Genomic DNA, 24,328 nt, shown 5'->3' with positions numbered 1-24,328 from the left:
GTATCCCGGCAGCGGCGGCGGGCTTAAGCCGGCTTGTGCCCGGTCAAGGCCGCGCCGGCATTCAGCGGCAGGCGCCGCGTCACCGGGATCGACGCCAGCGAAAACAAGCCGATGACAATGAAGGCCGGCCAGAAGTCCCCCGCCACGATAGTCGAGTGTCCCTGCAGGCGGCTCGACAGATGCACCGCCAGGCCGCCGATAGTCACTCCCAAACCCAAGGAAATCTGCTGCACCACGCTGGCCAGGCTGGTAGCCCGGCTGACGTCGGCGCTGTCGAGGTCAGCGTAAGCCATGGTATTGAGGCAGGTAAACTGCATAGAAGGGAAAAACCCGCCCAGCAGCACCACCGCCATCATCACCAGGTAGGGCGTGGTCGGCGTGAACAAGCCATACGAGGCCAGCGCCAATCCGGCCAGCAAAGCATTCCAGACCAGCACCGAACGGAAACCATAGCGGCGCAGGACCGAAGTGCCGATGGCTTTCATGAAGATCGCGCCGAAGGCCGAGGCGCAAGTGATGGTGCCGGCATGGAAGGCATTCATGCCAAACCCCACCTGCAGCGCCAGCGGCAGCAGGAACGGCACCGCCCCCAGGCCGATGCGGAACAGCGAACCGCCGATGACGCTGGCGCGGAAAGTCGGGATCCGCAGCAGGCGCAAGTCCAGCAGCGGGAACGGTTCGCGCCTTGCATGCAGCAGATACACATACAAGGTCAGGCCGCCCAGCAAGCACATGGCGAACGCCCAACCCGGCGCCAGCAGCTCGCCGTCGATCAGCGACAAGCCAAGCATCAGCAAGGTGCTGCCGATGGCCGACAAGAAGAAACCCTTCATGTCCAGCGGCTGCAATTCGTCGGAACGGTAGTTTTCTATGTAGCGGCTGGCCAGGTACATGCCGAGGATGCTGATAGGAACATTGATCAGGAAAATCCAGCGCCAGTGGAAATAAGTCGTGATGAAGCCGCCCAGCGGCGGCCCGATCACCGGTCCCAGCTGGGAGGGAATGGTCAGGTAGCTGATGGCTTTGACCAGCTCGGTGCGCGGCACCGAGCGGAAAATGACGATACGCCCTACCGGCACCATCATGGCGCCGCCTATGCCTTGCAAGAAGCGCGCCGCGACAAAAGCCGCCAGCGAGCTCGAGGCTGCGCACATCAGCGAGCCGGTCAGGAACACCAGGATGGCGGTACGGAACACGGTGCGCGCGCCGAAACGGTCAGCGACCCAGCCGCTGATCGGGATGAACACGCCGAGGCCGACCACATACGAGGTCAACGCCAGCTTAAGGGTAAGGGGATCTTGGCCGAGGTCGCGCGCCAGTACCGGCAGCGAGGTGGCAATCACCGTCGCGTCCATGTTTTCCATGAACAGCGCGCAGGCGACAATGAGCGGAATGAGAAGAGTACGTGGCACTGCCGATAACCGTAGGGTAAACAAAAAGACAGATGCACGCAGTGTTGCATCTGTCTGCCCGCTAGTTTACACCTATTCCTGGAACTTGGCAGGAGGTACGACGACCGCCCTGTTTTCAGGCCAGCTTGCGTTGTCCAGGATCGTAATAAAAACGTTCTTCGCTTATCTTGTCGCCGCGCCAAAGCTGATAGGCGATTTCGTCCAGCTGGAAACTGCGGCCGTCGTGGGCGACCATTTCGAACAGCCAGTTGATGGCGACCCGGTCGCCGTCAACCAGGAAGGACTTGGCGGCCACGGTGCGGATTTCCTTGAACGCCGCCAGCGCCTTTTCTTCTCCGGCCACCAGCGCCTGCAGCCCGGTGCGCGGCGGCTCCAGGTTTTCCTGCATGGATGCATCTTCCGTATAAAACTCCTGGATTGCCTCTACGTACTTCCCTTGCACAACCAGCGCGATAAAACTTTCAACGTGTTCTCGACTTGGCATGGATCGGTCCTGTATGCGTGGATAGGAATGAAGACTATACCCGCCTTCAGAACGGTCCGTTGGACGCCCGCAATTTGTCCGGCAAGCCGTCGTGCGGACCAAGCGGCTGTTTCGGCGCATCCAGCCAAAGCTGCTCGCCGATCTCGGCGTTGCGCTGCGCATGCAAGGCGTAATAAACCTGGTTGTCGGCGCGGAAGCGGTCGCCCACCACCAGCAGCCGCACATCGGTCTCGGTATTGTTGATGAAGGTATGGGCAAGGCCGGTGCCGGGCGCAAAGCCGACGCCGTCTCCCGGCGCCAGCCGGTGCAGGCGGCCATCCAGCCAGACATCCGGCGTGCCTTCGATGACGTAGACGAATTCTTCCTCGGTCTTCTCCGCATGCGGCCAGGACGTGCGCCGTCCCGGCGGCAGCAGTTCATGATGGATGCCGAGCCGGTTCAGGCCGAAAACGCGGCCGAACGGCGAACCTATGGACATCAGCTCGGCGCTGCCGGGATAACTGGAATCGTCCGCGCCTTGAATCTCTTGCCAATGCTTGATGCAGTCTGGCCTGGTCATGCTCTTCTCCTCTTGCTGGATTTTATTGGGACAGCAGGATCCGGTAGCCGACCGCGGTCTCGGTCAGCAAGTGCTTGGGCTGGGCCGGATCGTCTTCCAGCTTCTGCCGCAAGTGCCCCATGTAAATCCGTAAATAGTGGCCGCTCTCCGAATGCGACGGCCCCCACACTTCCTTGAGCAGCTGCGGATTGGTCACCACCCGCCCGGCATTGGCCACCAGCACCGACAGCAGCCGATACTCGGTCGGCGTCAGGTGCACCTGCTGCTGCGCCTTGGTGACCAGCCGCGCCTGCAGGTCCAGCGTGACGTCGCCGAAGCGGATCAGGCCGTCATCGCCGGCCAGCGGCTGGTGCTGGCGGCGCAGCGTGGCGCGTACCCGCGCCAGCAGCTCGCCGACGCCGAAAGGTTTGCTCAGGTAATCGTCGGCGCCGGCGTCGAGCGCCTTGATCTTGTCGGTTTCATTGACGCGCGCCGACAGCACGATGATCGGCACCCGCGACCACTTCCTGACATCCAGGATGAAATCGACGCCGTCGCCATCAGGCAGGCCGAGATCGAGGATCACCAGGTTCGGCTTGCGGGTGCCGCAATCGATCAGGCCGCGCTGCATGGTGGCCGCTTCAAAAATCTGCCAGCCCTCATCCTCCAGGGCGGCGCGTACAAAACGGCGGATCTGCGGTTCGTCCTCGACCAGCAGCGCTATGGGTGTGGGTTGTATCGTCATGCTTGCTCCGTATCGTCGCCGGCGCCTGCTTCATGTTCTTCCAGGTCCGGCATGCTGGGCGGCGCGCCGAGCGGAATGGTGAAGATGAATTCAGCGCCGCTTTCGCCATGGTGGCCGCTGCGGGCATGGATGCTGCCGCCATGGGCTTCCACGATGGCGCGGCAGATCGCCAGCCCGAGCCCGACGCCGGGCTTGGCCGATTCGCGCTCGCCGCGCGTGAATTTTTCAAATATCGTGTCTTCCATGCCGCTCGGCAGCCCCGGGCCGTCATCGGCGATGGTGACCGTCAGGACGCGCGTGTTCGCCACCGCGGCCAGGACGATGTGGGAACCGGCCGGCGTGTATTTGGCGGCATTCTCCAGCAGGTTGCACAGCACGCGTTCGATCAGCACCGCGTCAAAATGAATCAGCGGCAATTCGTGCGCTACCTTTATCTCGACCTGGTGTCCATGCAGCGCCGAGCCGCTGGCGCGCAATGCACTGCCGACTACTTCTTCGAACGGCTGCCACTGCAGGTTCAGCTTGACCTCGCCGCTCTGGATGCGCGCCATGTCCAGCAGATTGGTCACCAGCGCGCTCATGCGCAGCATCTCGCCGTGCAGCGCGGCGGCCAGCGCCTGCTGGTTCTGCTGCAACGGCGGTTTCGACAGCACCAGCGACTCGGACAAGCCGATCAAGGCGGTCAGCGGCGTGCGCAAATCGTGCGACAGCGCCGACAGCAGGGAATTGCGCAAACGCTCCGACTCCATGCGCACCAGGGCGTCTTGCGCCACTTCGACATAGTGCACGCGCTCCAGCGCAATCGCAGTCAGGGTAGCGAAGGTATACAACTGTTGCTGCTGCTCCGGGATAAGGATCCAGCGCCGGTTGTGCGGCAGGATCACCAGCACGCCCCGGGTGCGCATCGGCGCCACCAAAGGCAGGTACAGGTAATTGCTGGCCGGCAGGGTATCGGTGCCGATGCCGGCGCTGCTGGCATTGTCGAAAGCCCACTGGGCGATGCCCATGTCGAGCGCCGCGGCGACATGGGCCACGTCGTCCGGTATCACGCCAGGCAGGTGCAGCCGGCCGGCGTCGTCAGGTATCAGGAGCAAGGTCTTGGCCTGGAAGCTGCGCTGCAGGAACAGCCCGCTGGTCTCGAAGATCTGTTCCGTCTGCAGCACCCCCGACAAGGCACGGGCAAATTCAAACAGGGCGCGCGAGCGCGCTTCACGGTCCGAGGCGATCCGGGCCTGGTAGCGCAGGCCGGAGGTCAGGTGGGTAATGGTCAAGCCGACCGCCAGCATCACGCCGAAGGTCAGCAGGTACTGGAAATCGCTGACGGCAAACGAAAAGCGCGGCGGCACGAAAAAGAAATCGAAGGAAGCGATGCTTAGCAAGGCGACAAAGATCGCCGGCCCGCGGCCGTAGCGGATAGCGATCAGGACTTCCGCCAGCAGGTACAGCATGACGATGTTGGCCAGGTCGAAAAACGGCAATATCGGCGTCGCCAGCAGCGTCACCAGCACGCACACCGCCAGCGCCCAGGCATAACCCCACCATTCGACCCGGCTCTGCATCGGCAAATGGCGCGGCAGGATGGAGCCGGCCTCTTCCGCTTTTTCCGCGGCGCTGGCCGAATTTGCGCCGATGGCGATCAGGTCGATGTCGCGGGCATGCGCCGCGATCCGCGCGGAATGGCTGGCTTGCCATGGAAAGCGGCGCTGGCTGCGGCCGATGATGATCTTCGAGAAATTGTGGCTGCGGGCATAACCGGCCACAACCTCGCCCACTTCGCTGCCGGCCAGCACGGCGGTAGTCGCTCCCAGGTCCTGCGCCAGCTTGAGCGTCTTCAGGATGCGTTCGCGTTTGGCGGACGGAAGGCGCTGCAGTTTCGGCGTCTCGACATACACCGCATGCCATTCGGCATTGAGCTGGGTCGCCAGCCGCGCAGTGCTGCGGATGACGTGTTCCGCGCCGGGCGACGGACCGACGCAGGCCAGCAAGGCGGCGTCGGTCTGCCATACCGCGCCGATGGATTTTTCGATCCGGTATGCCTGGACATCGCCCTGCAGGCGATCCGCGGTGCGCCGCAAAGCCAGTTCGCGCAGCGCGATCAGGTTGCCTTTGCGGAAAAAATTGCGCGAGGCGCGCTCGGCTTGCGGCAGCTTGTAGACCTTGCCGAGTTTCAGCCGGTTCAGCAATTCATCGGCAGGCAGGTCTACCAGCACCACTTCATCGGCGGCGTCGAAGACGGTGTCCGGCAAGGTTTCTGCGACGCGGATGCCGGTGATGCCGCCGACGACGTCGTTCAGGCTTTCCAGGTGCTGGACATTGAGCGTGGTGAAGACATCGATGCCGGCGTTCAGCAATTCTTCCACATCCTGCCAGCGCTTCGGATGGCGTGAGCCGGAGGCATTCGAATGCGCGAGTTCATCGACCAGTATCAGCGATGGCTTGCGCCGCAGGGCGGCGTCCAGGTCGAATTCCGGCAATTGCTTGTCGCGGTAGCTGACCTGCTTCAAAGGCAGCACTTCCAGTCCGTTCAGCAGTGCCGCCGTTTCCGCCCGGCCGTGGCTCTCGATCACGCCGGCCAGCACCTCGCGCCCTTCGCTATGCAACTTGTGCGCGGCGCTGAGCATGGCGTAGGTCTTGCCGACGCCGGCCGAGGCGCCGAAATAGATGCGCAGTTTGCCCCGCCCCGCCAGGCTTTCCTGTACCTGCAGCTGCGCCAGCAAAGCATCCGGATCGGGGCGCAGGTTATCGTTTGAATAGGGTGAAGACACTGGTTGCCTTGTGAAAGCCATCGATAAGACGGTTGTGTAAAATCGTAGCGCTAATTGTAGATGGAATCCAGTTATCGTCACGATATACCGGAATCCACTTGGAATCACTGCCGGACCCGCAATGGCAGACAGGCCGGAAGGCTCTGCGCCTTCCGACCCGTACTATTGGAACCGCCGGTCGGCAATCCTTAGAATGTCTTGGTCGCCGATACTACCAGCGCGGTTTTCCCCAGGTTCTTCCGATCCGGCGCTGGGCCCACATAATTCTTGGTGTCGGTGCCGATCACGGCCACGCTGCCGGACAGGAAGCCGAAATCCTTGGTCAAGCCGACTTTCCAGTCGTTATAGCTCAACGACGAATTGTTTTTGACAGTCTGGTGGCCGGCATGCAGGTTGACCGTATAGCCGTTGCTGACATCGATATTGGCGCCGATGTCCAGGTAGCCGCTGTTCTTGCTGTCGGCGGCGCCGAACAGATTGGTCAGCGACTGCGAATACTTGATGTATGCCGGACCATAACCCAGCTGGCCATACAGCTCCGTCGTATTGGCATCCGGATGCAGGCCGTTGGATGGATAGACATACGACAGCACGCCGAAATCGTAGCTCAGGTCCTGGGTGAAGTTACCTTTCTTGCCGGCATAGATATCCCATTCGATATTGCCGTCGCCGCCGCCGTCCTTGACCCATTTGAGCGTCGACAGCCAGGTGCCCGCATACAGTCCGGTAGGATTGTTGCTATAGTCGGCGCCGCCTTGCAGGGCCGGTTTCAGGCGTGTCTGGGAAATGCCGCGGAAGCGATAGTCGGAGACGACACTGGCATTGAACGTCAGGGAATTGTCCGGGACCGCTTCTTCAGCCTGCGAACAGTTTGCAGTGAAGGCGGTAACGCCGATGACGGTGAGCAAGCCAGCAAAATAGATGATTTTCTTCATGTTTTCCAAGACAAAAACAGCGTGAGGTGGTGTATTTCAAACCAGACGAAACATGGACGTGTGAAAGCTGGCCGCACGCCGTACGGCCAGCCCTGCAGGCACTATCCCCTCTGGAATGAAATGGGTGGTGAAACTCAGTTTGCGGCCGGATGCTGCCGGTCCAGCGCCAGGTTCAACGCCAGGACGTTGACGCGCGGCTCGCCGAAGAAGCCCAGGCTGCGCTGCAGCTGCAGGCTGTCGATCAGGGCATGCACCGTATCGACATTGAGCTTGCGCTCGCGCGCAATGCGTCCGGCCTGGTAGTAGGCGGCCGCCAGGCTGATTTCCGGGTCCAGGCCGCTGCCCGAAGCAGTCACCAGGTCCACCGGGATCGGCAGCGTATTGCCGGGATCGGCAGCTTTCAAGGCATCGACCCTGCCCTTGACCGCGTCGATCAAAGCCGGGTTGCCAGGCCCGAAATTGGAGCCGCCGGAAGACTGGGCGTTATATGGCATCGGGCTGGTGGCCGACAGGCGTCCCCAGAAATAGTTGGGAGCGGAAAATTCCTGGCCGATCAGGCGCGAACCGACCAGCTTGCCGTTTTGCACGATCAGGCTGCCAGACGCCTGGTCAGGGAAGACGGCCTTGCCGATGCCGGTCACTGCCAACGGATAGATCACGCCGCACAAGACTGTCAGGCTGGCGAACAGCACCAGTGCCGGACGCAATACGCCTTGCGAAGCCGCTTGCGACGAAGCCGTTTTTGAATTGACCGTCAGTTTTGCCGGCGGCAGCGTTGTTGTGGATGCGGATTTCATTTCTATACTCCTATTTACACCAGGTGCATGACTGACAAAATCATGTCGATCAGTTTGATGCCGATAAAGGGCAATATGATGCCGCCCAGGCCGTAGATCAGCAGGTTGCGGCGCAGCAGCGAAGCGGCGCCGACTGCGCGGTAGCGCACCCCTTTCAACGCCAGCGGAATCAGCACCACGATGATCAGGGCATTGAAGATGACTGCCGACATGATGGCCGACGACGGGCTGGCCAGGTGCATCACGTTAAGCGCTGCGAGCTGCGGATAAGTGGTGATGAAGGCGGCCGGGATAATCGCGAAATACTTGGCGATATCGTTGGCGATCGAAAAGGTCGACAAGGCGCCGCGCGTCATCAGCATCTGCTTGCCGATCTCGACGATCTCCAGCAGCTTGGTCGGGTTCGAATCGAGGTCGACCATGTTGCCGGCTTCCTTCGCCGCCTGCGTGCCGCTGTTCATCGCCACCGCGACGTCGGCCTGGGCCAGCGCCGGCGCGTCGTTGGTGCCGTCGCCGGTCATCGCCACCAGCCGGCCTTCCGACTGGTAGCTGCGGATCAGCTTGAGCTTGTCTTCCGGCGTCGCCTCCGCCAGGAAGTCGTCGACGCCGGCTTCGGCGGCGATCGACGCCGCTGTCAGGCGGTTGTCGCCGGTGATCATGACGGTCTTGATGCCCATCCGGCGCAACTCGGCAAAACGCTCCTTGATGCCGCCCTTGACGATATCCTTCAGCTCGACCACGCCCATCACCACGCCGTCGTCCACCACCACCAGCGGCGTGCTGCCGCGGCGGGCGACGTCGTCGACGTTGTGCGCGACTTCGGCCGGGAACGGCTGCCCCAGTTCCTGCAGGTAGTTCTTGAGCGCCTCGGACGAACCTTTGCGGATCGCGCGAATTTTGCCGGCTGCGTTGCCGGCTTCGCCGATATCGATGCCGCTCATGCGGGTCTGCGCGGTGAACGGCACAAAGGTAGCGTGCAGCGAATTCATCTCGCGTTCACGGATATTGAAACGCTGCTTGGCCAGCACCACGATGCTGCGCCCTTCCGGCGTTTCATCCGCCAGCGACGCCAGCTGCGCCACGTCAGCCAATTGCTGTTCGGTGATGCCAGGCGCCGGAATGAATGCCGAAGCCTGGCGGTTGCCGAGCGTGATGGTGCCGGTCTTGTCCAGCAACAGCACGTCGACGTCGCCGGCCGCTTCCACCGCGCGGCCGGAAGTGGCGATCACATTGGCCTGCATCATGCGGCTCATGCCGGCCACGCCGATGGCGGACAGCAAGGCGCCGATGGTGGTCGGGATCAGGCACACCAGCAAGGCCACCAGCACCGTGATGGTGATCGGCATGCCGCTTTTGGCGGCGCTCACGCTGAACAGCGAGAACGGCAGCAAGGTCACGGTCACCAGCAAGAACACGATGGTCAGCGCCACCAGCAGGATGGTCAGCGCGATCTCGTTCGGCGTCTTTTGCCGCTTGGCGCTTTCCACCATCGAGATCATGCGGTCAAGGAAGGCTTCGCCCGGATTGACCGAGACCCGCACCACCAGCCAGTCGGACAGCACCCGGGTGCCGCCGGTGACGGCAGAAAAATCGCCGCCGGATTCGCGGATTACGGGCGCCGATTCGCCGGTGATGGCGCTCTCGTCAACCGAGGCCACGCCTTCGATGACTTCGCCGTCGACCGGGATCACGTCGCCGGCTTCCACCAGCACGATGTCGCCCTTGCGCAGGTTGCCGGCCGGGGTGGCCGACCATTTGCTGAGCTGGCCATCGGGCTTGCCGTTGCCGTTCAGCTTTTTGGCGGATACGGTTTGCTTCAGGGCGCGCAGCGATTCCGCCTGCGCCTTGCTGCGTCCTTCCGCCAGCGCTTCGGCGAAATTGGCGAACAGCACGGTGAACCAGAGCCAGACCGAGATCGCCAGGATGAAAGCCGGGCTGGCTTCGCCCTTGCCGGCCAGGGCCTGGAAATACAGCAAGGTGGTCAGGATGCTGCCGACATAAACCACGAACATGACCGGGTTGCGCAATTGCGTTTGCGGCGCCAGTTTTTTGAACGATGCGACGATGGCCGGGCCCATGAGCGCGGAATCGAAGAGCGTCAGATTAGTGCGAGACATGATGATCCTTCTGATCAGTTGAGGACAGAGTAATTCGCCACGCTACGGTGGCTCTTAAACTCTGTCCCACAAGTAGTTTAATGTGCAAACATTTGCAAGTGCTCAACAACAGGGCCAAGCGCCAGGGCCGGTACATAGTTCAGCACGCCCACCAGCACCACAACACCAATCAGCAATACGATGAACAGCGGGCCATGGGTAGGCATGGTTCCAGAGTTCGGTTCCAACCGTTTTTTAGCTGCAAACGAACCGGCCATCGCCAGGATCGTGACGATGATGATGAAACGCCCGAACCACATGGCTATCGCCAGCATCACGTTATAGAACGGCGTGTTGGCTGACAGGCCGCCGAACGCACTGCCGTTGTTGTTGGCAGCAGAAGAAAACGCATACAGGATTTCGCTGAAACCATGGGCGCCGGGATTCAGGATGCCCGCCACGCCGGCCGTCGCCATCACCGCAATCGCAGTGCCGCCCAATACCAGCATCGGCGTCGCCAGGATCGCGATCGAAGTCATCTTCATCTCGAACGACTGGATCTTCTTGCCCAGGTATTCCGGAGTGCGGCCGATCATCAAGCCGGCGATGAACACCGCCATGATCGCGAACACCAGCATGCCGTACAGGCCGGAACCGACGCCGCCGAACACCACTTCACCCATTTGTATCAAGGCCATCGGCACCATGCCGCCCAATGCCGTAAACGAATCGTGCATGGCGTTGACCGCGCCGCAGGACGCCGCCGTGGTGATTGCTGCAAACAGGGCCGAAGCGCTGATGCCGAAGCGGGTTTCCTTGCCTTCCATGTTGCCGCCGGACTGCAGCAGGCTGTGGCCCTGGTCGATGCCCATCGCGGTCAGGCCGGGGTGCGACTGCTGTTCCGCATACATGACTACCGCGGTCATGATGACGAAGATGATCGTCATCGCCGCCAGCACCGCCCAGCCCTGGCGGATGTCGCCGACCATGAAGCCGAACGTGAAGCACAGCGCCGCCGGGATCAGGAAGATCGCCAGCATCTGCATGAAATTCGACAGCGGTGTCGGATTTTCATAAGGATGGGCCGAGTTGGCGTTGAAGAAACCGCCGCCGTTGGTGCCTATCATCTTGATCGCTTCCTGCGACGCCACCGGGCCCATCGCCAAAGTCTGCACCTTGGTGTTGGCGGCTTCCATCACGGGCTTGCCTGCTGCGTCGCCGGTGGTTCCCATGACCGGCTGGCCGTCGGCGCCGACTTTCGGCTGCTGATAGTCCAGCGACTGCACGATGTTGGCGTCTTTATAGGAGTCAAAGTTCTGGATCACGCCCTGGCTGATCAGGAATACCGAGAAAATCACCGACAGCGGCAGCAATACATACACGGTGGAACGCGTGATGTCGGTCCAGAAATTGCCGATAGACTGCACCGAATGACGCGAAAAGCCGCGGATCAGGGCAAACGCAACTGCGATGCCGGTCGCTGCGGAAAAGAAATTCTGCACTGCCAGCACCAGCATCTGGGTCAGGTAGCTCATCGTGCTTTCGCCCGAATATCCCTGCCAGTTGGTATTGGAGATGAAACTGACCGCGGTGTTGAATGACGAGTCGGGACTGACGTTGGCAAAATGCTGCGGATTCAGCGGCAGCCAGACCTGCAAGCGCTGCAAGCCATAGGTCGCCAGCGCGCCGATGGTGTTGAACAACAGCAGCGCCAGCGCGTAATGCTTCCAGTTCATTTCGGACTTGGCTTTGATGCCGGCGCAACGGTACAGCCATTGCTCGATCCGGTTGAACCAGCCGAAGCCAGGCACCGGGGCATGGTCGGATGACCCGGCGGCGACCTGCACGATGAATTTGCCGAGCGGATAGCTCAGCAACAGCAGCACGGCCAGGAAAGCGACCAGCAACATGGTGGATTGGGAGGTCATGTCAGAAGTCCTCCGCTTTTATCAAGGCCACCACCAGGTACACCAGCAGCGCCACGGTGACCAGCGCACCGAGTACATAAAACGGGTTCATTGCTTATCCTCCAGCTTCTTGCATCCCACCGCCAGCGCCCAGGTGACGACAAACATCGCCACCACCGCGCCGACATAAATTCCATCCATTACCAGCTCCATCATTACCCTCGTTACAGATTAGTTGCGGTACCGACAGGCTATAGAGAAGCTTCTAAAAATGTCGTAAAGAGACGTGGCGGGGGTGTAAACAAAGTGTAAAAAAGCCGTAAAAATCCGCAGGAAAACCCTGGCGCCCGGAGCCCTGCCCGGCCTCATGCCTTTTTTGCACCTTCCAGCCCGATTTCCTGTTGCAAACGCGGTACACTTTCAGCCTTGCCGGCTACCGCAAAGACACTCCTCATGCACTACGCTCTAGATCTGCGCACCTTTATTTTTAGTCATTATTTCTATACGGGTTTGCGGATCGCCACGGGCGTGGTGGGGCTGACCTTGCTGGTGCTGCAGTTCAGCGACCTGCCGACCGCGATGACGGTCTGCATCGGCGCCCTGTCGACCAGCCTGATGGACCTGCCGAGCACGCTGCGCCACAAGTTCAACGAAATGCTGTCCAGCGTGCTGCTGTGCACCGTGGTCACCCTGGTGATCAGCCTGTGCGCGCCGTTCCACTGGCTGCTGAGCCTGATGCTGGTGGTGGTCACCTTCCTCGCCAGCATGATGGTGGTGTATGGCAAAAAAGCCATGCCCCTGCAGTTTTCCGCGCTGTTCGTGATGACCCTGTCGATGGAAAACGCGATGAACGTGGAGCAGGCGTTTTTCCATACCGGCCTGTTCCTGGGCGGCGGCCTGGCTTACCTGGCTTATTCGATGACCGTGTCGTGGTTCCTGCGCAGCCGCATCAAGCAGCAGGTGCTGGCCGAAGCCTTGTTCGAGCTGGCGCGCTATATCAACATCAAGGCCGATTTCTACGACATGCACGTCGACCTCAACAGCCAGTTCAATACGTTGGTGCGCCAGCAGATCGTGCTGGCCGAGAAGCAGCAGGCTTCGCGCGACCTGATCCTGCGCGACCCGAAAAACCAGGAAGATGCGATCCTGGTGCAGGTCCACTTCGGCATGTTCGACCTGTATGAGCACATCCTGTCGACCCATACCGACTACGTCATCCTGCGCCGCCACCTGGCCGACGCCGAAGTCCTGACCTACCTGCGCGACATGGTCAGCAAGGCGGCCAAGGATATCGAAACCATCGCCTACGCCATCACCCGCAAGCGCGCTTCGTTCGCTAGCATCAGCTACAAGGCCGAGATGCGTTCCATCGAAAGCGAACTGCAGCAGCTGCAGCAAGACAGCCTGGCCGGCAAGGTGTCCGAGGAAGCCCTGGATATCCTGCGCGCCACGTATACCAAGATCTGCGATGCGATCGACATGATCGGCCAGCTGCACCACGCCACCCAGAGCGTGCAGGGGCCGCTGCCGGTGCTGATGGGCAAGGACATGACGCCGTTCCTGACCCAGCAGAAATACCAGCTGGGCGTGCTGGTCTCCAACCTGCGCTGGCAATCGCCGACTTTCCGTTTTGCGGTGCGCGCGGCGCTGGCGATTTCCTGCGGCCTGCTGGCGGCGGATGCCTTGCCGTATGCCGGCCACGGCTACTGGATCGTGCTCACCATCGCCATCATCCTCAAGCCCAGCTTCAGCCAGACCAAGCAGCGCCGCAGCGACCGCCTGGTAGGCACCCTGATAGGCTGCGTGGCGACCGCGCTGATCCTGCGTTTCGTGCACGAACCGGTGGCCCTGCTCGGCTTCCTGTTCATGGCGACCGTGGCGGCGCCGGCCTTCATCTACGTCAAGTACCGCTACACGGCGATTGCCGCCAGCATGCAGATCCTGCTGCAGATCAACCTGGTGATCCCGAGCAGCGGCCACGTCATCGGCGAGCGCCTGATCGACACCCTGATCGGCGCCGCCATCGCCACCGCATTCAGCTTCGTCCTGCCGAGCTGGGAATACCGCACGCTGCCGCAGCTGATCCGCAATGTCTTGAAAAGCAACCAGCGCTTCCTGGAAGCCGGCAACAACCTGTTGCAAGGCAAGGTGCGCGACGACTTTATCTACCGCGTCTGCCGCAAGCGTTTCCTCGACAGCATTTCGGAACTGGTGTCGACCCTGGTGCGCATGCTCGACGAGCCGGCCAGCAAGCATCGCGCGGTGGAAAACCTGAACCAGTTCATCGTGCATAACTACCTGGTGATCGCCCACGTCGCGGCGCTGCGGATGCTGTTGCGGCGCAATGCCGAAGGCTTGCCGCAGGCAGCGGTCAACGGTGAACTGGATGCCGCCACCGCGCGCGTCAGCAAGACGCTGGGATTGGCGGAACAGGTGCTCGATCCGAACGCGCCCTTGCCGCCTTCCGAGGCGGCAAGGGCTACCGCACCGGCTACCGCGCCAGCCACTGCGCCGGCAGCGGAGGGCAACCGGGCAGAGCAATGGCCGGCCTGGCAACCGTTGCAGCAGCGGGTGGAACTGCTTTACGAGGACAGTGAAAAAATCGCCGTCAACAGCGCGGCGATCGGACGCATCCTGGCCGCGTGACGGCAGATGCCGGATGCGGCATTCTTCCGGCAGGGAATTTTCAAGACAAGATTTATTGTTTCTCTCAATAAAGACAAGTTAAACACTGGCAACTGATATTTCCATGTAGCACCATTTCTTCATGGAAATTTATTTGCGGGTTTTACTATCTTTAAAAAGGTAACAATGAACATTCTCCTGTTAAAACTCGCCGCCGCATCCGCCCTGCTGTCCCTGGCCTCAGGCGCCATGGCCAGCGCCAACGGCGGCGTCATCCACTTCACCGGCAACATCGTCGAGCCGCCTTGCAGCACCGGCAGCTTCGATGCCGGAAAAATCAACATTCACTGCGATAAATCCAGCGCCGTTGCAGTTTCATTCCAGCGCGTCGGTCCCGCTGCCAATTCGGCTGCCGCCATTGTTACCTTGACGCGCGACGGCAAGGTGCTGGGAAGCCAGGAAGCCACCGCCTACCGCATGGCCTTGCAAGGCAACAGCCAGCTCGGCCTGCGCGTTGCGCCCCAGGCCGCCGGCGCCATCATCAGCCCGGTGCTCATGACCATCAGCTATCTGTAAAGTCAGCCGCCGAAGCGGGCTTCCGGCAAGCCGCGCACACCGGGCAAGCGCAGCTGGAATACGCCGCCCGCTGCCGGCTCGGCCAGCAAGGCTGCCGCCGACAGCGATTCGCGCGCGCTGGTCACGTACAGGGTATCCAGGCCTGCTCCGCCGAACGCTACGCAACTGGGCTGCGCTACCGGGACCCGCACCATGCGCTCAATGCTGCCGTCCGGCGCAAAACGCAGCACACGATGGCCGCCCCATTGGGCATTCCACAGGTAACCCTCGCTATCGACGGTTGAACCGTCAGGCTCGCCCGGCTGCTGGTGCAGGCTGGCGAACTGGCGGTCATTGCTGATCGTGCCGGCCGCGGTGTCGTAGTCGCAGCAGCGTATCGTCTTGCTCGGCGAATCGCAGTAATACATGGTGCGGCCGTCGGGGCTGAAGCATATGCTGTTGCTGATCGCCACCTGCGGCAACGCCAGGCGTTCCAGCGTCAGGTCGGCGTTGAGCCGGTAGAAACTGCAGCAGCGCGCCAGGCCGGGAGCATCGTTCTTGGTGCCGAACACGAAGCGCCCGAAGCGATCGCAGCGGCCGTCGTTCAGCCGCGTGTGCGGCAGGTCGGCTTCGACCGCGCAAATCGGCGTCACTGCATTATTGGAAAAACTGAACCAGGCCAGCTGCGAGGCCAGCCCCAGCAGCAGGCGGTCGTCGTCTTCGGTCAAGGCAAACGTCGCCAGCCGCTCCGGCATCGGCCAGCTGCGGGTGGCGCCGGCGGCCGGATCGTGGCACCACAGGCTGGCGCCGAGGATATCGGTCCAGAACAAGCGTTGCGTGCGGTCGCACCACAGCACGCCCTCTCCCAGCAGATGCTTGCCGTCGAACAGCAGGCTGGCGGCGGCTATCTCGGTGGTCATGTCTCCATCCTCCTTGAAATGCAAACGAGGTCTTGAAGACCCCGTTGCGATACTACGCAGAACCGATAGCTTACCTCAAAGCCGCGCCCTAGAAAGAATGGCTGACGCCCAGGTAGCCGCCATTCTGGCTATGTCCGGCCAGCGGATTGTCGCCGCTCATTTCGACCGAGAAATTGGCGTTGCCCTTGTTGCGCACGGTGCCCACGCTGGCGTACAGCAAGGTGCGCTTGGACAGATTGTAGTTGGCGCCCAGCATGAACAGGTTGCCGCTGCCGCCGTCGTTATTGAGCTTGGCGTGGAAGGCGCCGCCGATCAGGGTCAGCGCCGGCGTCAGCACGTAGTTGGCGCCGATCCAGTAATGCTGGATCTTGTCGGGACTGCCGGCGACGCTGTCCGGCGCCGAAACGTTTTCGTAGGCAGCGAACAGCTTCAAGGCGTCGATAGTGTAAGTGCCGCCCACGATCAAGTCCTTGGACGCCGCATAGATATCGCTGTACTTGCCATTGACGTCGCGGATCACGTCATAGATGGCGCGCAGTTCCAGCCCGGCGTTGGTGTACACCAGCGACACGCCGTCGCTGCGGCCGTTGCGGGTCGAGCCTGCCTGCTCGCCCAGGCTGGTTTGCACGGTAGCGTTAAAACCGCTCCAGGTCGGGGTCTGGTATTCGATCACATTGTTGGCGCCCGGCCAGTTGCGGCCCTTGACCAGGTTGGCGGTGCCGATGAATTGCTGGCCGGTCGGATCCAGGTACCAGACATCGTTGACGATGAACAGGTTCTTGCCGAACTTGATGGAACCGGCGCTGCCGCTCAGGCCGACGTAGGAACGGCGGTTGAACAATGCGCTGCCGTTGGTCTGCCCGGTCGGCGCATTGAAGCCGGACTCCAGCAGGAAGAAAGCGCCCAGCCCGCCGCCCAGGTCTTCGGTGCCTTTGAAACCGAACATGCTGGTGCCCCATTGGTTGCCGGAGGTGCCGAACTTGCTGCCGGTGGCGCCGGTCTGGTTGCCGTTGGCGTCCTTCAATGCAACGTTGCTCTGGAAATCGAGGCCGGCATCGACGCGCCCGTAAATGGTGACGTTGGTCTGCGCTTGCGCTTGACCGCAGGCGGCGGCGATCAGGCCGAACAGGCCCGCTGCGGCGAGGTTTTTGGAAAGAATCATGTTGTCGTCTCCTTGAAATTATTATGAATTCATCCACTGCCGGCCTGCCCTCCGTATCCGGGAATCGCAGGCCTGCGTGAATGTGGCCTCATAGTAAGGATTCGATTGATATCGATCCAATGAATTTTTCCACTACATCAATACTGTATTTGGTATCATTTTGAGAGCTCTGCCAAATCGGGAAAATCCGGTAATGAGCAAGCAGCGTATAAAAAAACAAACCAGCGAGACGACAATGCCCACCAACGACACCAACTGGTTTCTGCGCGCGCGACTGAAAACCCGCCAGCTGCTCTTGCTGATCGCGCTCGACGAAGAACGCAATATCCACCGTGCGGCGGAAGCGCTCAACATGACGCAGCCGGCCGCCTCCAAACAGCTCAAGGACCTGGAAGACATGCTCGATGTGCAGCTGTTCGAACGGCTGCCGCGCGGCATGCGTCCGACCATCTACGGCGAAGCGATGATCCGCCATTCACGCATGGCCCTGACCAGCCTGTCGCACGCGCACGACGACATCACCGCGTTGAAGTCGGGACTCTCGGGCCAGGTCAATGTCGGTGCGATCCTGTCGCCGGGCATGGTGCTGCTGCCGCCGGCGATTGCGCGGCTCAAGCAGCAGGCGCCGATGCTGCGCATCGGGGTCGAGGTCGAGAGCAGCAACATCTTGCTGGAACGGCTGCAGCGCGGCTCGCTCGATTTCCTGGTGGCGCGCATCCTGGACCAGGAAGACAACCGCAACCTCGAATACGAAGAGTTGTCGGACGAGCCGGTATGCGCGGTGGCGCGGGTCGACCATCCCTTGCGCCACGTCTCCAGCCTGCAGTTGAAGGATATCGCCGACGCCGGCTGGATCCTGCCGCCCAAGGGCAGCATCCTGCGCCACCGGGTCGACATGATGTTCCACAAGGATGGCCTGGCGCCGCCGGCCAACGTGGTCGACACCACCGCCATCCTGGTGATCAGCAGCCTGCTGCAGCAAACCGATTTCCTGCACGTGATGCCGGCCGAAGTGGCGCGCTTTTACGCCCAGGTCAATGTGCTGGCGATATTGCCGATAGAATTGCCGTGCAAGATGGATGGTTTCGGCATCATCACCCGGCGCTTGCAGATACTTTCCCCGGGCGCGAAAATACTGCAGCAAACGATTCGGGATGTCGCGGCGCAAATCTACTAGCCGACCGTAACCTTGAAGGCGGCAACAAGCATCGTGATTTGCTGCCATCGATAAAAATCAGAAAAAACGGGGGTGCTCAATGTCAGGCAAATTAAGCAAATTGGAACAATACCGATTTCCGGCGTTTGTCGCAGCCGCCTTCTTTGTGTGTGATGTGGGCGCACAGACGGTCGTGCCAGAGGTACGGCCGCCAGCGGAATCCAGCATTCCGGCCGGCCCCAGGGGCAGCGCGATTCAGGAAGGCCGGAAACTGATGAACGAGACGCATCAGCGCCTCCCCAAAAATGTCGGGAACGGCCTCAATTGCACCAATTGCCATTTGGCCGGCGGCGCCACGGCGAATGCCTCGCCCTGGGTCGGCATCTGGGGAGTTTTCCCGGAATACCGCTCGCGCAGCGGCAAGCTGATCTCCTTGCAGGAACGGATCAACGATTGCTTCGAACGCTCGATGAATGGCAAGCCGCTGCCATATACGTCGACAGAAATGACGAATATCCTGGCATACATGCAGTGGCTGTCGACCGGCGTGCCGACTGGCGTGAGCGTGACGGGACGAGGTTTCGGAGCGATCGACCAGAAGCTCGAGGCGGATGCAAACCATGGCAAGCAGGTGTACGCAGACAAATGCGCCAGCTGTCATGGCGCGGACGGATCTGGCATGAAAAACGGCGAACACGGTTATGCCTTCCCGCCGCTATGGGGAGCAGACTCCTTCAACGACGGCGCCGGCATGGCCCGCACCTACACGGCAGCGGCGTTCGTCAAGCACAATATGCCGCTGGGCCAAGGCGGCACCCTGACGGACCAGGAGGCCGTGGATGTATCGGCATTTTTCACCCATCAGCCGCGCCCGGTCTACCAAGGAAAATCACATGACTGGCCGCTAGGCGACAAGCCTAAGGATGCGCGCAGCTAAGCAGCCGGGCCCACTCAGGCCCAACCAGCATCAACGATGAATTCCTGCGCAGTGCACATCGCACTGTCATCCGCCGCCAGGAACAGCACCATGCGCGCCAGGTGCCAAGGCTGCAGCTTGCCAGGCAGGCACTGGTTGCGCTTGATGTCTTCCTCGCCCGCGGCGTCGAGCCACAAGGCGATCTGTCTTTCCGTCATGACCCAGCCCGGCGACACGGTATTGACGCGGATATTGTGCGGCCCGAGGTCGCGCGCCAGGCCGCGCGTCAGGCCGACCACTGCGGCCTTGGCCGTGGTGTACACCGGATAACCGCCGTTCGACAGATGCCAGCTGATCGAGCTGAGGTTGATGATTGAACCACCGCCTTTTTTCTGCATGCCGGGCGCTACGGCCTGGCAGGTAAAGAACATCGGACGCTGGTTGATGGCGATACGGTCGTTCCAGTAATCGACGGTGACGTCCTGCCACTGGTGGCGCTGGTCGTTGGCCGCATTGTTGACCAGCACATCGAAATCGCCCAGTTCTTGCGCCAGCTCCTGCATGGTCGACTGCAATGCCGCGATGTCGCGGATATCGCAATGGCGGAACAGCGGCCTGGGCAAGCCTGCGGCGGACAGCTGCTCGCACAAGGCTTCGCTGGCAGCGGTCTCGATATCGACGAAAGCCACGCGCGCGCCCTGTCCGGCAAACGCGCTGACAATCGCCGCGCCGATGCCGCTGCCGCCGCCGGTGATGAATATATTCTTGTCTTTCAGGCTGGGAAAATGCGCCAGCTGCGTATCTTTTACTGCGGACATGCCAACTCCTGAGTTATGCCGATGAACCCGGCTTATTTTTTCAATTGACCGTTGATGCGCTGCCAGATCGCCAGCGGATTGCTGTCCTGGACTGCCGCCGGCAACAAGTCTTGCGGCAGGTTCTGGTAGGAAACCGGGCGCAGGAAACGCTGGATTGCCGCCGTGCCGACCGAGGTGGCGCGGCTGTCCGATGTCGCCGGGAACGGTCCGCCGTGGACCATCGAATACGATACCTCGACCCCGGTCGGAAAACCGTTGGCCAGGATCCGGCCGACCTTGCGCTCCAGGACGGGCAGCAACCGGCGCACGGTTTCATGGTCGCCGTCCGCCATCTGCAAGGTCGCGGTCAGCTGTCCTTCCAGGTGCTCCGCCACGGCAAACATCTCGCCCATGTCGCGGCAGGCGACCAGCAACGATGCCGGCCCGAATATCTCTTCCGACAAATGCGGATCGGCCAGGAAATCCTGGGCGCTGGTGCTGAACAAGGCCGGCACGCCGCTGCCGGCGGCATCGCCGGCAACGCCCTGGCTCAGCTGGCGTACCCGGGAATTGGCGGACAGCCGGCTGACGCCATTCTGATATGCATGATGGATGCCGGCCGTCAGCATGGTAGCGGCATTGCGCTGCGCCAGCTGTGCTGCGGCCGCGGCGCTGAAGCGTTCAAGATCCGGTCCTTGCAGCGCCAGCACCAGGCCGGGATTGGTGCAGAACTGGCCGACGCCCAGCACCAGCGAATCAACAAACGCCGCGGCCAGCGCTTCAGCCTTGCCGGCCAGTGCCTGCGGCAGCAGGAACACGGGATTGATGCTGCTCATTTCGGCATACACCGGGATCGGCTGCGGCCGTGCAGCGGCGGCGGCCATCAAGGCCAGGCCGCCCTGGCGCGAGCCGGTAAAACCGACTGCCTGGATCGCCGGCTGCCTGACCAGTGCGATGCCGAGTTCGTTGCCGACGCCGGTCAGCAGCGAAAACACGCCTTCCGGCAAACCCGCTGCCGCTACCGCTTGCTGGATCGCGCGGCCAACCAGTTCCGAGGTGCCGGGATGTGCCGGGTGCGCCTTGACCACAACTGGACAGCCTGCCGCCAGCGCTGCTGCGGTATCGCCGCCGGCAACTGAAAACGCCAACGGAAAATTGCTGGCGCCGAACACCGCGACCGGTCCCAGGGCGATCATGCGCAGGCGCAGGTCGACACGCGGCAGAGGCTGGCGCTCCGGCAGCGCCGGATCGATGCGCGCATCCTGCCAGGAACCTTCGCGCAGCACTTCGGCAAACAGCTTGAGCTGGCCCATGGTGCGGCCGCGTTCGCCTTCCAGCCGGGCGCGCGGCAAGCCGCTTTCACTCATCGCACGTTCAATCAGCTGGTCGCCGAGCGCCAGGATATTGGCAGCGATGCTTTCCAGGAAACGGGCGCGCGTTTCCGGATCGGTGGCACGATAAGAATCGAAAGCGATGCGCGCAAGATCGCAGGCGCAATCGATTTCGGCTTTGCCGGCGGTATGGAACTTCGGTTCGATGTCGCTTGCGGTAGTGGGATTGAAAGCAAAAAAGGCAGCGCCGCCGCCTTTGATGCGAGATGCGCCAATCAGGGATTCGCCTGTAATGTCCATGCTTTTCCTAAAAATGAAAGGCTGCGGTTCCGGGATGCGGAGCCGCAGCGGATAGTCTACAGCTGGCGAATCGATGGCGCCGGCAAGGTCTCGACCGCCAGCCGGTTGCGCAGCGGCGGCCCGAAGGCAGCGACATCGATCTCGAATGTTTCTCCGGGTGCGACCTGGATCCCATCCGAACAGCTCAGGGTCGCGGTGCCGAAGAAATGGATATGCACATCGCCAGGACGGCGGAACAGCGGATATTTGAAATGGTGGTACTCCAGGTTAGCCACCGTGTGCGACATGTTTTCTTCGCCGCTGACAAACGGTTTTTCCCAGCGGACCCGGCCGCTGATGTCACGGATGCGCGACATGCCTTCCACATGCGGCGGCAAATCGCCCAGCAGCAAAGCCGGGCCGACTGCGCACATCCGCAGCTTGGAATGCGCCAGGTACAGGTAATTCTGGCGTTCGGTGACGTGATCGGAAAACTCGTTGCCGATCGCAAAACCGAGCCGGCATGGCGTGCCGTCCGCCGCAATCACATACAGCGCGGCGATCTCCGGCTCTTCGCCGCCGTCCAGCGCAAAATGCGGCATCGCCAGCGCCTGTTCGCCGGCGCAGACGATGCTGCCGTCGCCTTTGTAGAACCATTCCGGCTGCACACCCGCCTGCCCCGGCTGCGGCTTGCCGCCTTCCAGGCCCATGCGGAACATTTTCATGCTGTCGGTGAGGCTGTCGACATCGCTGATTTTCTTGTGCATGGCGTCGCGGCCGTCGGCGCTGCCCAGGTGGGTCAGGCCGGTGCCGGTGACATAGCAGTGGGCGCTGTCGCTGTGGTCCAGCGGCGGCAGCAGGCGCCCCGCTTGCGCTACCTCGGCGTAATCCAGCACGGCGCCGCCAAGCGCGGCAGCGGCAAGCTCTTGCAATGACCGGCCGCCGGCAATCGCCGCTTGCGCCAGCGCATAAGTCGAGGCAAAGCCTTCCACCACATGGATTTTACGGCCCTCGTCTTCCAGTACGCCGATCCGGCGCTGGCCGTCGGCCTGCTTGAATTGAATCAACAACATGTGTTTCTCCGGTGACTGAACTGCACTTGGTGATAATGCTTAGTGGGAATGCTTAGGTACGGCCGAACCGCGGCAGCCGACCAGGAAATCGAAATCGCAGCCTTCGTCGGCCTGCAATACGCGATCTATGTACAGGCGCTGGTATCCGCTGTGCGCCGTCACCGCTGCGGCGTTCACCGCCTCCCTTGCCACCTGGCGCTGCGCCATTTCAGCATCGCTGATATCGAGATGCAAACGCCCGCCCGCGCAATCCAGTTCTATCCAGTCGCCGTCCTGCACGATCCCCAGCGGGCCGCCGGCAGCGGCTTCCGGCGCCACGTGCAGCACCACGGTGCCGTAGGCGGTGCCGCTCATGCGGGCGTCGGAAATGCGCACCATGTCCTTGATGCCTTGCGCCAGCAGCTTCGGCGGCAAGCCCATGTTGCCGACTTCGGCCATGCCGGGATAACCCTTGGGGCCGCAATTCTTCATCACCAGCACCGAGCTGGCGTCGACCTCCAGTTCGGGATCGTTGATACGCGCCTTGTAATGCGCGAAGTCCTCGAACACCACCGCCTTGCCGCGGTGCTGCATCAGTTCGGGCGTGGCGGCAGAGGGCTTGAGCACGGCGCCGCGCGGCGCCAGGTTGCCGCGCAAGATGCAGATGCCGCCGTCGGCGATCAAAGGCTTGTCGATGACGCGGATCACTTCGTCATTGTAGATAGGCGCATCCTGGTTGTTTTCCCACAGCGACTTGCCGTTCACCGTCAATGCATCCTTGTGCGGCAGCAGGCCGGCTTCGCCCAGGCGGCGCAGCACGCCAGGCAAACCGCCGGCGTAATAAAATTCTTCCATCAGGAAACGGCCGGACGGCTGCAGGTCGACCAGGGTCGGCGTGCCGCGGCCGATGCGGGTCCAGTCCTCCAGTTCCAGCGGCACGCCGATGCGGGCGGCGATAGCCTTCAGATGGATCACAGCGTTGGTCGAGCCGCCGATCGCAGCATTGACCCGTATCGCATTTTCAAATGCCTCGCGGGTCAGGATCTTTGACAACCGCAAGTCTTCCCACACCATGTCGACAATCCGCATGCCCGACATGTGCGCCAGCACGTAACGGCGCGCATCGACCGCCGGAATCGCCGCGTTGTGCGGCAACGATGTGCCCAGCGCCTCGGCCATGCAGGCCATGGTGGAAGCCGTGCCCATGGTGTTGCAGGTGCCGGCGGAGCGCGACATGCCGGCTTCGGCTGCCAGGAACTGGTGCATGCTGATTTCGCCGCCCTTGACTGCTTCGCTCAGTTGCCAGACGGCGGTGCCGGAACCGAGGTCCTTGCCTTCGTGCTTGCCGTTCAGCATAGGGCCGCCGGTCACCACGATCGCCGGGATGTCGCAGCTGGCGGCGCCCATCAGCAAGGCCGGCGTAGTCTTGTCGCAACCGACCAGCAGCACCACCGCATCCATCGGATTGCCGCGGATCGATTCTTCCACATCCATGCTGGCCAGGTTGCGGGTCAGCATGGCGGTCGGCCGCAGGTTCGATTCGCCGTTGGAAAATACAGGGAATTCCACCGGGAACCCGCCCGCTTCCGAAATGCCGCGCTTGACGTGTTCCGCGATCTTGCGGAAATGCGCATTGCATGGCGTCAGCTCCGACCAGGTATTGCAGATGCCGATGATGGGCTTGCCCTGGAACTCGTGGTCGGGAATCCCCTGGTTCTTCATCCAGCTGCGGTACATCATGCCGTTCTTGTCGTTGCTGCCGAACCATTCGGCGGAACGGAGTGGACGCTTTTTATCGACAGTCATCTTTGGCTTCCTCTTGAAATTGTCGGGGCGGCATCCATCCGCATCGAGAC

20 protein-coding genes are annotated in these 24,328 nt (G+C 61.8%); 4 read left to right on the top strand and 16 right to left on the bottom strand.

Annotated features, from left to right (window positions below; genetic code table 11):
* Window positions 1-23: 23 nt before the first annotated feature.
* From BM062_RS10320 to kdpF, 10 genes are all read right to left on the bottom strand, one after another.
* Window positions 24-1,412 (bottom strand): MFS transporter, encoded by a 1,389-nt coding sequence (locus tag BM062_RS10320; RefSeq protein WP_256381570.1) that lies wholly within the window; start codon window positions 1,410-1,412, stop codon window positions 24-26.
* A 115-nt stretch (window positions 1,413-1,527) separates the two neighbouring features.
* Complete coding sequence (locus BM062_RS10315; protein WP_092396436.1) at window positions 1,528-1,896, bottom strand: nuclear transport factor 2 family protein; 369 nt, start codon at window positions 1,894-1,896, stop codon at window positions 1,528-1,530.
* Window positions 1,897-1,942: 46 nt separating this feature from the next.
* Complete coding sequence (locus tag BM062_RS10310; protein ID WP_092396434.1) at window positions 1,943-2,455, bottom strand: cupin domain-containing protein; 513 nt, start codon at window positions 2,453-2,455, stop codon at window positions 1,943-1,945.
* Window positions 2,456-2,477: 22 nt separating this feature from the next.
* Window positions 2,478-3,179, bottom strand: coding sequence for a two-component system response regulator KdpE (gene kdpE, locus BM062_RS10305; RefSeq protein WP_175500952.1), 702 nt, complete (start codon window positions 3,177-3,179; stop codon window positions 2,478-2,480).
* A complete protein-coding gene (gene kdpD, locus BM062_RS10300) occupies window positions 3,176-5,944 on the bottom strand; it encodes a two-component system sensor histidine kinase KdpD (RefSeq protein WP_092396432.1) in 2,769 nt (922 codons plus the stop codon). The genes kdpE and kdpD overlap by 4 nt, the downstream gene beginning before the upstream one ends.
* A 188-nt stretch (window positions 5,945-6,132) precedes the next feature.
* Entirely contained in the window at window positions 6,133-6,879 is a 747-nt protein-coding gene (locus tag BM062_RS10295) for a TorF family putative porin (protein ID WP_092396534.1), read from the bottom strand.
* A gap of 134 nt (window positions 6,880-7,013) precedes the next feature.
* Window positions 7,014-7,676 (bottom strand): potassium-transporting ATPase subunit KdpC, encoded by a 663-nt coding sequence (gene kdpC, locus BM062_RS10290; RefSeq protein WP_092396430.1) that lies wholly within the window; start codon window positions 7,674-7,676, stop codon window positions 7,014-7,016.
* Window positions 7,677-7,690: 14 nt separating this feature from the next.
* On the bottom strand, window positions 7,691-9,793 hold the full coding sequence (gene kdpB, locus BM062_RS10285; protein WP_092396428.1) for a potassium-transporting ATPase subunit KdpB: 2,103 nt from the start codon (window positions 9,791-9,793) through the stop codon (window positions 7,691-7,693).
* A 77-nt stretch (window positions 9,794-9,870) separates the two neighbouring features.
* A complete protein-coding gene (kdpA, locus tag BM062_RS10280) occupies window positions 9,871-11,700 on the bottom strand; it encodes a potassium-transporting ATPase subunit KdpA (protein ID WP_092396426.1) in 1,830 nt (609 codons plus the stop codon).
* 1 nt (window position 11,701) lies between these two features.
* Entirely contained in the window at window positions 11,702-11,791 is a 90-nt protein-coding gene (gene kdpF / locus BM062_RS10275) for a K(+)-transporting ATPase subunit F (RefSeq protein WP_092396424.1), read from the bottom strand.
* A 341-nt stretch (window positions 11,792-12,132) separates the two neighbouring features.
* Here kdpF and BM062_RS10270 point away from each other — a divergent pair, with 341 nt between their 5' ends.
* Together BM062_RS10270 and BM062_RS10265 are read left to right on the top strand one after the other, a co-directional pair.
* The gene (locus BM062_RS10270) at window positions 12,133-14,325 is read left to right on the top strand and encodes an FUSC family membrane protein (protein ID WP_092396422.1); all 2,193 of its coding nucleotides are present in this window, start codon (window positions 12,133-12,135) and stop codon (window positions 14,323-14,325) included.
* Between the two features lie 165 nt (window positions 14,326-14,490).
* A complete protein-coding gene (locus BM062_RS10265) occupies window positions 14,491-14,880 on the top strand; it encodes a hypothetical protein (protein WP_092396420.1) in 390 nt (129 codons plus the stop codon).
* A gap of 2 nt (window positions 14,881-14,882) precedes the next feature.
* On the opposite strand, the gene BM062_RS10260 is transcribed toward BM062_RS10265, so the two are convergent.
* Together BM062_RS10260 and BM062_RS10255 are read right to left on the bottom strand one after the other, a co-directional pair.
* Window positions 14,883-15,779 carry an SMP-30/gluconolactonase/LRE family protein gene (locus BM062_RS10260; protein WP_092396418.1) on the bottom strand — a complete coding sequence of 299 codons (897 nt, stop codon included), beginning with the start codon at window positions 15,777-15,779 and terminating at the stop codon, window positions 14,883-14,885.
* Between the two features lie 88 nt (window positions 15,780-15,867).
* Entirely contained in the window at window positions 15,868-16,941 is a 1,074-nt protein-coding gene (locus BM062_RS10255; protein ID WP_092396416.1) for a porin, read from the bottom strand.
* A gap of 235 nt (window positions 16,942-17,176) precedes the next feature.
* On the opposite strand from BM062_RS10255, the gene BM062_RS10250 reads away from it, so the two are divergent.
* On the top strand, window positions 17,177-18,118 hold the full coding sequence (locus BM062_RS10250; RefSeq protein WP_092396532.1) for a LysR family transcriptional regulator: 942 nt from the start codon (window positions 17,177-17,179) through the stop codon (window positions 18,116-18,118).
* Between the two features lie 253 nt (window positions 18,119-18,371).
* Window positions 18,372-19,034: a c-type cytochrome gene (locus BM062_RS10245; protein WP_254785028.1), complete on the top strand. Its 663-nt coding sequence runs from the start codon at window positions 18,372-18,374 to the stop codon at window positions 19,032-19,034.
* A gap of 14 nt (window positions 19,035-19,048) precedes the next feature.
* Here BM062_RS10245 and BM062_RS10240 read toward each other — a convergent pair whose 3' ends face one another.
* The 4 genes from BM062_RS10240 to BM062_RS10225 are packed head-to-tail and all read right to left on the bottom strand — an operon-like array spanning window position 19,049 to window position 24,278.
* Window positions 19,049-19,831 carry an SDR family NAD(P)-dependent oxidoreductase gene (locus BM062_RS10240; protein WP_092396412.1) on the bottom strand — a complete coding sequence of 261 codons (783 nt, stop codon included), beginning with the start codon at window positions 19,829-19,831 and terminating at the stop codon, window positions 19,049-19,051.
* 32 nt (window positions 19,832-19,863) lie between these two features.
* Window positions 19,864-21,441 (bottom strand): aldehyde dehydrogenase (NADP(+)), encoded by a 1,578-nt coding sequence (locus BM062_RS10235; RefSeq protein WP_092396410.1) that lies wholly within the window; start codon window positions 21,439-21,441, stop codon window positions 19,864-19,866.
* A gap of 56 nt (window positions 21,442-21,497) precedes the next feature.
* Complete coding sequence (araD1, locus tag BM062_RS10230; protein WP_092396408.1) at window positions 21,498-22,493, bottom strand: AraD1 family protein; 996 nt, start codon at window positions 22,491-22,493, stop codon at window positions 21,498-21,500.
* A gap of 39 nt (window positions 22,494-22,532) precedes the next feature.
* Window positions 22,533-24,278 carry an IlvD/Edd family dehydratase gene (locus tag BM062_RS10225; RefSeq protein WP_092396406.1) on the bottom strand — a complete coding sequence of 582 codons (1,746 nt, stop codon included), beginning with the start codon at window positions 24,276-24,278 and terminating at the stop codon, window positions 22,533-22,535.
* Between the last annotated feature and the right edge of the window lie 50 nt (window positions 24,279-24,328).

The sequence above is a fragment of the Collimonas sp. OK412 genome, assembly GCF_900112135.1.
GTDB classification, from domain to species: domain Bacteria; phylum Pseudomonadota; class Gammaproteobacteria; order Burkholderiales; family Burkholderiaceae_D; genus Collimonas; species Collimonas rhizosphaerae.
This window is presented reverse-complemented; position numbering and strand designations above follow the sequence as displayed.

Excerpts from the sequence above, each read along its gene's own strand:
- BM062_RS10315 (WP_092396436.1), bottom strand. The coding sequence starts at position 1,896 with ATGCCAAGTCGAGAACACGTTGAAAGTTTTATCGCGCTGGTTGTGCAA.
- BM062_RS10310 (WP_092396434.1), bottom strand. The coding sequence starts at position 2,455 with ATGACCAGGCCAGACTGCATCAAGCATTGGCAAGAGATTCAAGGCGCG.
- kdpE (WP_175500952.1), bottom strand. The coding sequence starts at position 3,179 with ATGACGATACAACCCACACCCATAGCGCTGCTGGTCGAGGACGAACCG.
- BM062_RS10295 (WP_092396534.1), bottom strand. The coding sequence starts at position 6,879 with ATGAAGAAAATCATCTATTTTGCTGGCTTGCTCACCGTCATCGGCGTT.
- kdpC (WP_092396430.1), bottom strand. The coding sequence starts at position 7,676 with ATGAAATCCGCATCCACAACAACGCTGCCGCCGGCAAAACTGACGGTC.
- kdpB (WP_092396428.1), bottom strand. The coding sequence starts at position 9,793 with ATGTCTCGCACTAATCTGACGCTCTTCGATTCCGCGCTCATGGGCCCG.
- kdpA (WP_092396426.1), bottom strand. The coding sequence starts at position 11,700 with ATGACCTCCCAATCCACCATGTTGCTGGTCGCTTTCCTGGCCGTGCTG.
- kdpF (WP_092396424.1), bottom strand. The coding sequence starts at position 11,791 with ATGAACCCGTTTTATGTACTCGGTGCGCTGGTCACCGTGGCGCTGCTG.
- BM062_RS10270 (WP_092396422.1), top strand. The coding sequence starts at position 12,133 with ATGCACTACGCTCTAGATCTGCGCACCTTTATTTTTAGTCATTATTTC.
- BM062_RS10265 (WP_092396420.1), top strand. The coding sequence starts at position 14,491 with ATGAACATTCTCCTGTTAAAACTCGCCGCCGCATCCGCCCTGCTGTCC.
- BM062_RS10260 (WP_092396418.1), bottom strand. The coding sequence starts at position 15,779 with ATGACCACCGAGATAGCCGCCGCCAGCCTGCTGTTCGACGGCAAGCAT.
- BM062_RS10255 (WP_092396416.1), bottom strand. The coding sequence starts at position 16,941 with ATGATTCTTTCCAAAAACCTCGCCGCAGCGGGCCTGTTCGGCCTGATC.
- BM062_RS10250 (WP_092396532.1), top strand. The coding sequence starts at position 17,177 with ATGCCCACCAACGACACCAACTGGTTTCTGCGCGCGCGACTGAAAACC.
- BM062_RS10245 (WP_254785028.1), top strand. The coding sequence starts at position 18,372 with ATGAACGAGACGCATCAGCGCCTCCCCAAAAATGTCGGGAACGGCCTC.
- BM062_RS10240 (WP_092396412.1), bottom strand. The coding sequence starts at position 19,831 with ATGTCCGCAGTAAAAGATACGCAGCTGGCGCATTTTCCCAGCCTGAAA.
- BM062_RS10235 (WP_092396410.1), bottom strand. The coding sequence starts at position 21,441 with ATGGACATTACAGGCGAATCCCTGATTGGCGCATCTCGCATCAAAGGC.
- araD1 (WP_092396408.1), bottom strand. The coding sequence starts at position 22,493 with ATGTTGTTGATTCAATTCAAGCAGGCCGACGGCCAGCGCCGGATCGGC.
- BM062_RS10225 (WP_092396406.1), bottom strand. The coding sequence starts at position 24,278 with ATGACTGTCGATAAAAAGCGTCCACTCCGTTCCGCCGAATGGTTCGGC.